Source organism: Neobacillus sp. FW104-15D2 (assembly GCF_058790155.1).
In genome coordinates, this window is the sequence record NZ_JBYTCJ010000006.1 from 62,559 (window position 1) to 73,872 (window position 11,314).

Sequence of the window (11,314 nt, forward strand, 5' to 3'; positions counted from 1 at the left end):
ATGGAATCTGCCTTACTATAAATTTGATTCGGAGTACATAAAATGGAAATGCTGAAAGTCTTCGATGTTCATCAAAGAGAAATTGGAGTAGCCTCCCGTGACGAAGTCCACAGGCTGGGATATTGGCATGAGACTTTCCATTGCTGGATTGTCAGTCCGGGAGCGGAGTATATTTATCTTCAGCTTCGGAGTATGACAAAAAAGGATTATCCAAAACTCCTGGACATTACTGCCGCAGGACATCTATTGGCGGATGAAACAGTGAAAGACGGAGTACGGGAGATAAAAGAGGAGCTTGGAGTGAACGTTTCTTTCGAAGAGCTCATCCCGATTGGCATTATTGGTTACAGCATGATTCAGGAAAACCTGATTGATAGAGAGTTTGCAAATGTGTTTCTCTATGAGTCTGCGCTAAATTGGGATGACTTTGTTTTGCAGGAAGAGGAAGTAGCCGGAATAGTAAGAGCTAAATTTAATGACTTCTGTGATTTTTGGATGGGGAAAGCAGAATCGATCCGGATTGAAGGATTTAAAACTTTCAGCGGTAATAGGATTGCAGTTGATAGAGTTGTCAGCAAAGACTGCCTCGTACCACATGATCAAAATTATTTTGAAAAGATAATAGCATCGATAAAAGCTACGATAGAGCGATGAATCTAAAGGGTTCTGTTTTGAGGTGCAAACTTAATAAGTAACATAAGAAATGACGTGTTAACTACGAACCGTAACCCATAAAATGGACAGTTTAATAAAATAAACTATGCTGCTAACAGATGACCTCGGTATTGTACATTGTACCGGGGTCTCTTCTTTAATCGCCACTGATAACTGTGGTTTTTGTACTCCTCGACATATGAATTCATGATTTTTTAGTTCTCCTAGACTTTTAACATTTTATAATCCTCTTCAGATTTAAATGATCAAAAAAAGATTCCATTGGAAATTTACCTATCCATCTCTAGTGGATTAGATAAATAATGGGTCAGTATTTCATTTGATACTGCATCCCTTAACAAAGAATAATTAGGTTTTTTATTCATTTGCCTAATATAGATATGTAATATCAGTTAATAAACTTTTGCCGGGTTGTACTAGATTAAATTCATGATTTAAAGGCTAGGCAGGTTTTTGGAATTTAATAATTGTGTTTTAATGATTAATTTTCTGTTAAAGCAGATGATTCGCGAGTTAGCCCAATATGAATTAATTTAATTTTTGTAATAAGTGAAATAAATGCTGCACTCATTCGACTAATTTATGAGTATAAAAAATCGGAGATAAAATGGAGTTGACCGCTGGTGGTAAGCAACGAAATTTCGGAGTGGTTTTACTTGTATAACAAAGACATATACCATTTTTTAGTTTATTACATCGGGTCAGGTGATGTAGAAGATCAGGTGCAGGAAGTTTTTATCCGAGCAATTAAAGGCTTTAATACTTATCAGAAAAAATCCAGTCCTAAGACCTGGCTTTTTTCGATTGCCCGTAATGTGGGGATAGATGAAATTAGAAAAAGGAAGCGTTTAAGGATAAAGCAAATGATTTGGTTCGGGGATGAGGAAACGGATAAGGAAACACCGGAGAAAATTCTCCAACTAAATGAAAATAACAGGTTGCTTTATGGAGCAATCCAATCTTTAAAAGCAAATTACCGAGATGTAGTCATCCTTAGAGGGATTAAAGAACTCTCTGTATCTGAAACAGCATCCATCTTAAATTGGAATGAAAATAAGGTTCGTATAACCTATCATCGTGCGTTAAAGACACTACAAAAAAATATAGGAGGATTTTCTCTATGAAAAATAATGAGAAATTTTATGATTTAGAGAGAAAACTTCGATCATTACCTGAACCTGATTATGATAAGAAGTTTTCTAAAGAAACTCAGGATATCATCCATGAAAACCTATTGCAACTTGCAAGTTCATATAATGATAAGAAGAAAAAGAGGAGCGGCACAATAATGAAAAAGATTTCAGTAGGTTTAGCAAGTGTTGCTGCCTTGGTATTATTCACTATCCTCGCTATTCCGATAATTGGGAATGGTCCGTCTAAATCTGGCTCAAATCAATCAGTGCAGCAAAGTAAAAAACATACCACAATAGACAAAAACAAAGGGAACAATGATAAAGATGCTACTAATCAAACCAAAAGTGATCATAAATTAACAAAAGATAATCTTTATGAAAATACAAAGTATGGATTTTCCTTTACGTTACCAAAAAGTTGGGAGGGTTACAAAATTTTAACGGATTCTTGGGATGGAATTTCCTCTGACCAACAAAACAAATCAATTGAACATGGTCAAATCCTTTCAATTAGACATCCTGACTGGACGGAGAAAAAACCGAGGCAAGATATTCCGATTATGATTTTTACTCTTAATCAATGGTCCTCACTTAGTAAGGGGGAATTTCATATTGGCGCAGCACCTATTAGCCCAACAATGCTTGGACAAAATAATGACTATGTTTTCGCGCTTCCAGCTAGATATAACTATGCATTTCTAGAGGGATATCAAGAGGTAGAAAACATTTTAGAAAACAATCCACTTCACACTAAAAATGGAAAGTGATCAAATTGATAAGTGAAAAGAACAACTAAAATCAAGGCTAATGAATTAAAATAAATCTTTTGGCAGATTACGTCTTTAAAAGTTTAAAATATTATTTATTCTGAGTTTATATAAAAAAGAAACTCGCCAGTTTTTTTGGCGAGTTTTCTACTCTACATAGCTTAACAAACTCTATCTTTTAATTTCCTTTAATATGAAGCAGCTTTTGGCGGAGATCCTCCTCCATCGCTGCAAGATCATTTTCAGCCTGGCGTCTTTTAGAGCGTCCCTCCTCCTGGATTCTTAAAGTTTCCTCCAGAGTGGAGATCAGGCTTTCCTGTGTTTTCTTTAGGGTTTCAATATCAACAAGTCCCCGCTCATTTTCATGAGCCGTTTCAATGGTATTGGTTTTCAGCATTTCTGCATTTTTTAGTAGTAGCTCATTGGTGGTTTTCGATACCTGTTTTTGTGCTTCCATGGCATGGCGCTGGCGGATCAGCGTCAGTGCAATTGCGACCTGGTTTTTCCATAGAGGAATAGCGGTCAAAATCGAGGACTGAATTTTTTCCACTAGCACCTGATTAGTGTTTTGGATCAGCCTGATTTGCGGCGCACTCTGGATGGTGATTTCCCTGCTTAGCTTCAGGTCATAGAGACGCTTGTCAAGACGATCCGCGAACTGGACCATATCGTTGACTTCCTGGTACTTCATCTGGTCCTGCGACGCCTCCGCTGTCTTTTTTAATTGCGGAATGGTTTTTTCATAGAGTTCCTCCAGCTTCAGTTCCCCTGCTGCAATATAAATATTCAAAGCGTGAAAATATTCCTTGTTGTGTTCATAAAGATTTTCCAGCATTGAAATATCGGACAATAGGGCATTTTTGCTGCGATCTAGCTTTACACTGATCCGTTCGATCTGAGCACCTGTTTTCTGGTACTTTGATAGAACCTCCTGAATAGAGTCCGATATTTTCCCAAACATCCTTGCCAGAAAAGACGGTTTTTCGGACCGAAGTTCATCAGGGTTCATTTCATTCAGCCTCTTCATCAGGTCGCTGATGATTTCCCCTACCTCTCCCACATCCTGTTTTTGAACGTGTTCAAGCATTGTATGGGAAAAAGAAAGAAGCTTCCCCTGTGCCTGTGTACCGTAAGTAATGATAGCCTGATGATTTTTCGGATCAATTTGCTCCGCAAGCTGGCGAGCCTTTTCCCTGTTTTCTTCAGGGATGACATCAATTAACTTTGTTGGTTTTGCAGTCTGGGGCTTGGCTGCTTCTTTAAAAACATCTATATTACCAAATGGATCAGCTAACATATCGTCCATTAGATTTTTAGGGTCTTTCATTTATTTTAGCCTCCTGGTCTCATCAGGTTTGTTTATGGAAAGCTTGGCAACATCCATTTCATAATTTAAATGTTCAATATCGGCTGATATCACCTGATATAAATCATTCTCGATGACTGTCTTCATTTCCTCCAGAAGATGCCGGGTTTCATTAAGTGACTGGCCAAGCTCCCTGTTTTTTGTCGGCTGGCCTGAAAGGAAATTAAATTTCTCTGTGAGTTCAAGTACCGAGTCAAGATGTGCAAAATAAAAAGTCTGCGCTTCGTAAAAACGCTTTGGCTCTCTTTTCGTCATGCTGTATATTTTGCGGACCATCCTTAAAATATCGATCCTGTCTTTTAATGACGTAATTTGCTTGATTGAAAACAGTGTCTTGTTCAGCCGGGTGATTTTTTGTTTAGCTTCATCAAGGTTCTTTTTTATATAACGATATTCCCTTCTGCTCAGACTGTGCTTTTTTAGGAAGCTGCGCTTCATGATTGTTGAAACGAAAAGCCACATAAGCGCCCCGCCTGCAAGAGCTATTCCAGACGATAGCAGGAAGGTTTCATCGAAAGCAAAAAAGCTGATGATCCAGATTATAAAAGTTGTTGGCAGCGTAATAAACGTTCTTACAAGGAACGATAAAAACGGGTTCATTTGAACATCGACTCCTGAAATAATATCTTTACTATTACATACGAGAAAATTACAGATTTTGTTTCAACCTAATTTTAGGAAACTCCTCTATTCTCCCACTTTACTCCATATTATTTTGAAATTCTACAGACCAGGATAGTAACAGACTCTAAGACTTTAGACGTATATTTCCATCAAAAAAAGCGCCCCTTATCAGGAAGCGCTTATATCCATATTTATAACTCTACCCGGTAATTTTCTTTTATAACCCCTGTACAGAAGAAGACGATACATTCACAAGACCAAATTATATATGTAAAAGCCCACGTCATGAATAATGCTTTATGATTACCTGGAAATACGATCAGATCCCATATAGTAGCAGCTATTACAACAAGACACATCAATGCAGCATTTCTAACAATCCATGCCATGTTAACACCCCTTTAAGGTTTCAATAATTATTATAGTATTCCCAAGCTGGTTAACGATAAACTTGTACTAACTTATCATATCTGAAAACTCATTAAGTATTTGTCGCTATTTCTACTTTGCTAATAATAATATACCGACAGATTACATGGTATTTGGGTACAAATTGATAATTAGTAACAAAAGGAAAACTCCCGTTTGCAAACTCAAGCTGGCTTTGTTTGTGTAAAAATGCAGTAGGACTCCTATTATGGCTGGAAATTGGGTATAATATTAGAATATGGTTTTTTATACGTGGAGGCGCTCGGCTTTGTTTTGAGAAGCTGAAAGTGCGCGTTGGATGCTGCGTACCGAGGATGAAATTTATTGTGAGTGATATTGATTTCTGATATATGGGCTGGTTTCAGCCTGTCTTTGAGTTCATTTTTATAAAAGGAGGTTTTGACGGAGATGTCGATGCCTGCTAGTGGTTATGTCCGGGCGATGTCGGAATGGGTGATGGAGAAGCTGCGGCCTGAGGCTGAGGAGGATGCGCGGCTGGTGCAGAAGGGATTGATGCTGTACCGACAGGGCCTTGTGAAGATTGATTGGGTTGATGAGGATGAAGTTAAGGCGACGGTTCAGGATGTAATACCGGCTAAGGTGGTGCTTGATTCGCATTTTCTGGATATGAGTACTTGTTCGTGTCCTGGTGATGATTTGTGCCGCCACCAGCTTGCGGTGTTTTTCAGTGTGTATTCACGTGAGGCGAGTGTGGCTGCGTGGATGGATACATGGCGGAGGCCGGTTAAGGAGAAAAATGTGCTAACGACGCTTGGGATCCAGAAGGCAAAGGACCTTATTAAGGCGAACGGAATTTTGAAGCCTGATTATACAAGATGGATAGAGTCCTTTGAGGAGAGTTTCAAAGAGATTGTGCTGACGAAAAATTCTTCGAATCTTTATATAGTTGCTGAGCTTTTCAAGATTTATATGCGGCGTGTTCGCGCAGGTGCTCCGGTTGAGCAGGAGTGGAAGCTTTTGTATGAGTTGGTGGCTTCGGTTTACTCGTTCCGCCGCCTTGCTGAGCTGTGTGGGGAAATGGGATCTGCCGGTTCTTCGCTACGTGAGACTTATGAAAATATGTTTTCCCAGCTCCTGGATGAAGCGGAATCTCTAGTTCACAGGCTGGGTGTGCAGGCGATGCCGTTTGCTTTTGATGAGTTTATTGAAAAGCTGAAGGATGAAGCATTTTATTTGCTGACGCCAAATGATGACCTCGTTTATGAGAGGATTTACTTATACCGCCTTCTTTGGACACATCTTTTTAAAAAGAAATTGTGGCGTGAGGATGAGCTTGAGAAAATCCGTGTGAGCTTTGAAAATGTGCTTGATTGGCAAAATCCGCTTCCCCTGATGATTGCGGGGATCCATATTAATTTTGTGCTCGATCGCGATGTTAAAGCGATTGGTTTGATTGAAGCTATTAAGGGGACAGAAGCAGTTCCTTACCTTTTGTACTGGATTAATTGGTTTACGAGCCAGAAAGCCTGGGACCGTGCCGAGCCAGTTGTTGAGCTGTTTATTCAAAAGATAAAGCGGTACACAAACGAACTTAATTATTATGGAATTATGAGTTTTACGAAGATGTCCTTAAAGGCCATTTCGCCATTCTGCCTGGCAACCGACCGACAGGATCTATATGAGCGTGCGATGCTGCAGATGATGCCTTACAGTTATCGGGAGTACGAGCGCCTCCTGTTTGAACAGGGGCAATATGAGAAATGGGGCGAGCTTCAGGCCTTCCTTGGCTATGACCTGGATCAGCTTCCTTCCGAGAGGCTAAAGGTAATAGAAAAAGAAATGCCTGAGGTGCTGATGAGCCTTCTTCATCAAAATGCCCAGCAACAGATTGAGTTGAAAAACCGCCAAAGCTACCGGCGTGCGGTTCGTCGGTTGAAGAAGCTTAGGACGTTGTATAAAAAACAAAAGCGCCTGGATGACTGGCAATTCTTTTTTGACAGTCTGCTGGAGCGGACAAAACGGCTGCGTGCTTTTCAGGAAGAATGCCAAAGGAGCAAGCTGATTGATGCTTAGTACAAAATTTTTCAAACTGGATATTATGTCGCTTGAGGATAACCTTTATTTATTATGGGCCAAGGATGAGGACGGGTATATGATTGAGCCCAGCCAATGGAGGAATCTTTTGTTCAGCCGTCACGAGGAAAGTTATTATGGAACGATGCTTGAGTTCGGGAAAGTCAATGGGGTTGAAGGCGTTATTGTTAATGGCTGGCAGCTAGTTTCACTGTTTGCCCGTGAATCATTCAACCGGTTTGTGACCTGGGACTGGAGTGAAGACGCTGAGGTGTGTCTTGCGGCGGGTCACGCTCTTTTTGAAGGGATCGTTGAAAAGGACTGGCTTCCTGATTTTGCCGCGATGGAGGATGGAGAATTTCGCTGGCAGCTTCCCGAGCGGGTGAAGGATGAATTTGATGGGTCCTTTTGGGAACAGACACTTCCGGGCAGTGATGATGAAGATAAGGCGGACCGTACGGTGGCCAGCTTTATTTCATCTCTGTATAATGATGCGCTGGATTCCTATTTAACTCGGAACCCTGAGATGAAGAATTCATTTGGGCCGAAGTTGCGTCTTTTAAAAGAACATAAGATTCCGGCTGCTGTGCTTTCACAATTTTTTGATGAGAATAGCTGGCTTGAATGGGTTGGAATTAAAGAGAGCCCCCTTCCCTTTACTATTGGTCTTCGGCTGAATGAACCAGAAGATGGCGAGGGATTTTGGCTGCTTGAGGTATTTTTGCGCAGCAAAAAAAAGCCGGACCAGGTTTACGTCTCTGATGATAAGAAACGGCCAGCTGCCTGGAAGGAATTTGCCGATGAGGTGGAACGCGAAAAAGAGCGTTGGGTTCGTCTGATCCCTTGGCTTGGTACATATGGCCAGCTTAAGGAATCCCTCACTGAGGAAGAAGCGTGGATCTTTCTAACCGAAGCAAGTGAAACCCTTGTAGCTCTTGATGTTGAGATCCTTCTTCCCAGCTGGTGGCAAGTAATGAAGACTGCCAACCTGAAGGTGAAGGCCTCCCTTAGGGGCACTGCCAGCCACCGTCCTTCGTTTGTAGGACTTCAGGCCATGCTTGATTTTAACTGGCGTTTTTCGATGAACGGTGTGGATTTTTCAGAAGATGAGTTTCATTCCCTTGTTGAGGAAAAGCGCCGCCTTGTATATATTCGCGGCCGCTGGGTGAAGCTTGATCCGCAGTTTATCCGCCAAATTCAGGAAGTGATGAAAAAGGCTGAAAAAGAAGGCCTCCAGGTTCGCGATCTTCTGGAACAGGAACTTACTGAAGGCACAGATTCAGAGGATGAGCTTGAAAATCCTAAAGCCTTTGCCAAAATTCAGATTGAGATGAACCGTCAGTGGAAGCAAATGATCAGGCAGCTGTCGGAAACGAGCGAGATTCCGCTTCAGCCGGTGCCCTCTAGTTTTCATGGCGAACTGCGCCCGTATCAGCACTTTGGCATGAGCTGGCTGCTGTTTCTGCGGCAGTATGGATTTGGTGCGCTACTGGCGGATGATATGGGCCTAGGAAAAACTGTTCAGCTGATTTCTTATTTGCTCTCCGTAAAGGAAAATGAAAAACAACCCATTAAAATTCATCCCCAAGCTGGGGCTGAGACTGCCGCTGGGCTCGAAATGAGTGCTGCAGCAGAGACCAAGATATCCGCTGATCGTAAAGCATCCGCCGCCCCTTCGAAAGAGGAAGTAAAGGGTGCGCTTATCATCTGCCCTACCTCCGTTCTCGGCAACTGGCAAAAGGAGTTAGAACGATTTGCTCCCGATTTGGATGTCTATTTGCACTATGGCTCGAACCGCCTGAAGGAAGATGATTTCATTGAAAGAGTACGGACAGCAGACGTTGTTCTCACCTCTTATGGGCTTAGTCACTTGGATTCAAATGAATTCCAATCAGTGACTTGGAGTTCGATTGCCATTGATGAAGCTCAGAATATTAAAAATGCCGGTACGAAGCAGTCCCGTGCTGTACGTGATTTAAAAGGACGTCATCATATTGCCCTGACCGGTACACCGATGGAAAACCGGCTTTCTGAACTCTGGTCCATTTTTGATTTTGCTAATCATGGATATCTAGGCAGCCTAGGCCAATTCCAAAAGCGTTTTGTTATTCCGATTGAGAAGGACGAAAAGAAGGAAAAGGTTCAGGAGCTTCAGTCCTTGATCAGGCCTTTCCTTTTGCGCCGGACGAAGAAGGATGAAGAGGTCGCTCTCAATCTGCCGGATAAGCAGGAGCAGAAAGAATACTGCCCGCTTACGGCAGAGCAGGCTTCCCTTTATGAACAGCTTGTCCGCGATACCTTTGCAGAGATTGAAAAGTTGTCAGGTTTTGAGCGTAAAGGACTTATTTTGCAGATGCTTAGCAGGCTGAAACAGCTTTGCGACCACCCTGCTCTCTATTTAAAAGAAAAGCCCGCTCAAAATTTGCTTGAACGCTCGGCGAAGATGGAAAAGCTGGACGATTTAATTGATGCTGTTCTTGAACAGGATGAAAGCTGCCTTATTTTCACCCAATATATCGGCATGGGGGAAATGATTAAAACACAGTTAAAGAAGAAGTTTAACATTGAGGTGCCATTCCTGAATGGAAGTATGCCAAAGCATAAGCGTGACGAATTGATTGAAGCTTTCCAGGCTCGTAAATTCCCTGTCCTGCTGCTTTCACTAAAGGCTGGCGGTACCGGTCTGAATTTGACTGCTGCCAACCATGTTATCCACTATGACCGATGGTGGAATCCTGCTGTCGAAAACCAGGCAACGGACCGTGCCTACCGGATTGGCCAGCAACGATTTGTACATGTGCACAAGTTGATCTGTACAGGTACTCTTGAAGAAAAAATTGATGCCATGCTCGAGAAAAAGCAGTCGTTGAACGATCAAATTATCCAAAGTGAAAACTGGATAACGGAACTTTCTACAGATGAACTTCGAGATCTTGTTTATTTAAAATAAAAATAGGCTGTCCAATTGAGGACAGCCTAACTTTTGTTTAAACAACTGTTATTGTTTGTGATATTGAATAGTAGTATCATTCACTTTTTTATCCTTATCATAAATCTCTGAGGATTTAGGGTAAATAACCCTCATCTTTTTATTGTTTATCCACTCAATTTTGAGCTTCTTTTCGGACCTAAACGTATTCCCCATGTTATTTTGTAGTTTCTCTAACCTGTCGAAAATAGAAAGTTCATAGGTATAGCCTGTTGTGGCGCCACAATTTTGCCGGTTTATATATGTTGCTTTATTTCCTCCAGGCGAATTAGCCCTTCTGAATGAGCTCATTTCCACACAAATCATTCGTCGATTCCCATACCATCTTTTCCTATGATAAAAATAGCAAAGAAGATAACAACCATTACGAATGTTGATTTCCACCTAAAATTCTTCTTCATATGAACCTCAGTCTTATTAGGTAGTTTATATTATTTCATTTGTAGTTTTTTTGAATTTATATTTTGGCGAATAATTTCTTTAAACCTATTAATATCTTCCTTAGAGTGAAAAAAACTTTTAGGCAGAACTATCGCCTTATTACTTGATATTTGCAACCGAAATAAATCTTTATATTCATATATAGAAATGATATCATTCCATTCAATTTGAATATTAGAAGCTTTTCTTTCCTGATTTATTCCGCTGCTATTAATCCAATATTTCACTTCATTTTTAATCACTTGATCACTGGTAAACTCCTTACGTACACGAAGGTACAATAGAAACCATCTTATTATCTCAACTACAATCCCGATTATTATAGAAACGAATAATGAATAGCCAATCCCAAGCTCGGGATTAAACATTTTAAAAATAAAGAATAAAACAATGATTACACTAAAAAAATAGAAGGTCTCCGGTTTTTTCTTTGCATGAAAATTGTATCTTTTAAAATCCCTAAAAGTTAATGTTCCTGATAATTCTAATGCATTAGGTGACATTCATTTACCCCCAATTTGTCTTAAGCATAATAAAATCCACACTGTCCCTCTTGGGAAGGTGTGGATTTATTATTAAAGACTAAGTATTATTTATTTCTTTAAAATTCCCCTTGAATCAAAATAGTACCATCTACCACTTATCCTTTGTCTTCCAGTCAGCATGATTCCTTGAATGTTAAAGAAATACCTTTTGCCGCTTATCGTTTGCCAGCCTGTTAGCATCCATCCGGACGTATTAAAATAATACTTTTTGCTGCCGATACTCTGCCAGCCCGTCACCATCATACCCGACGCATTAAAGTAATGCTTTTTGCCGCTGATACTCTGCCAGCCCGTCACCATCATACCCGACG

At 40.7% G+C, this 11,314-nt stretch carries 11 protein-coding genes; 5 read left to right on the forward strand and 6 right to left on the reverse strand.

Annotated elements, in window-relative coordinates:
• Positions 1–42 precede the first annotated feature (42 nt).
• The 3 genes from AC3WR0_RS06925 (at position 43) to AC3WR0_RS06935 (ending at position 2,575) form a co-directional block, all read left to right on the forward strand.
• Positions 43–654, forward strand: coding sequence for an NUDIX hydrolase (locus AC3WR0_RS06925; protein WP_492551615.1), 612 nt, complete (start codon positions 43–45; stop codon positions 652–654).
• A 677-nt stretch (positions 655–1,331) separates the two neighbouring features.
• Positions 1,332–1,799, forward strand: coding sequence for an RNA polymerase sigma factor (locus AC3WR0_RS06930; RefSeq protein WP_492551616.1), 468 nt, complete (start codon positions 1,332–1,334; stop codon positions 1,797–1,799).
• Complete coding sequence (locus AC3WR0_RS06935) at positions 1,796–2,575, forward strand: hypothetical protein (protein ID WP_492551617.1); 780 nt, start codon at positions 1,796–1,798, stop codon at positions 2,573–2,575. The genes AC3WR0_RS06930 and AC3WR0_RS06935 overlap by 4 nt, the downstream gene beginning before the upstream one ends.
• Before the next feature lie 178 nt (positions 2,576–2,753).
• Here the strand turns inward: AC3WR0_RS06935 and AC3WR0_RS06940 are convergent, their stop codons facing one another.
• The 3 genes from AC3WR0_RS06940 to AC3WR0_RS06950 form a co-directional block, all read right to left on the reverse strand.
• A complete protein-coding gene (locus AC3WR0_RS06940; protein ID WP_492551618.1) occupies positions 2,754–3,902 on the reverse strand; it encodes a toxic anion resistance protein in 1,149 nt (382 codons plus the stop codon).
• Positions 3,903–4,541, reverse strand: a complete 639-nt coding sequence (locus AC3WR0_RS06945) for a 5-bromo-4-chloroindolyl phosphate hydrolysis family protein (RefSeq protein ID WP_492551619.1) — start codon at positions 4,539–4,541, stop codon at positions 3,903–3,905.
• A gap of 215 nt (positions 4,542–4,756) precedes the next feature.
• Complete coding sequence (locus AC3WR0_RS06950; RefSeq protein ID WP_492551620.1) at positions 4,757–4,954, reverse strand: hypothetical protein; 198 nt, start codon at positions 4,952–4,954, stop codon at positions 4,757–4,759.
• 448 nt (positions 4,955–5,402) lie between these two features.
• Here AC3WR0_RS06950 and AC3WR0_RS06955 point away from each other — a divergent pair, with 448 nt between their 5' ends.
• A complete protein-coding gene (locus tag AC3WR0_RS06955; protein ID WP_492551621.1) occupies positions 5,403–7,028 on the forward strand; it encodes an SWIM zinc finger family protein in 1,626 nt (541 codons plus the stop codon).
• A complete protein-coding gene (locus AC3WR0_RS06960) occupies positions 7,021–9,978 on the forward strand; it encodes a DEAD/DEAH box helicase (RefSeq protein WP_492551708.1) in 2,958 nt (985 codons plus the stop codon). Before AC3WR0_RS06955 ends, AC3WR0_RS06960 begins: the two co-directional genes overlap by 8 nt.
• 48 nt (positions 9,979–10,026) lie before the next feature.
• On the opposite strand, the gene AC3WR0_RS06965 is transcribed toward AC3WR0_RS06960, so the two are convergent.
• The 3 genes from AC3WR0_RS06965 to AC3WR0_RS06975 form a co-directional block, all read right to left on the reverse strand.
• Positions 10,027–10,323: a hypothetical protein gene (locus AC3WR0_RS06965; protein ID WP_492551622.1), complete on the reverse strand. Its 297-nt coding sequence runs from the start codon at positions 10,321–10,323 to the stop codon at positions 10,027–10,029.
• A 125-nt stretch (positions 10,324–10,448) separates the two neighbouring features.
• Positions 10,449–10,961: a YcxB family protein gene (locus tag AC3WR0_RS06970; RefSeq protein WP_492551623.1), complete on the reverse strand. Its 513-nt coding sequence runs from the start codon at positions 10,959–10,961 to the stop codon at positions 10,449–10,451.
• 90 nt (positions 10,962–11,051) lie between these two features.
• On the reverse strand, positions 11,052–11,314 hold a 263-nt coding region (locus AC3WR0_RS06975; RefSeq protein ID WP_492551624.1), incomplete at its 5' end, for an N-acetylmuramoyl-L-alanine amidase family protein.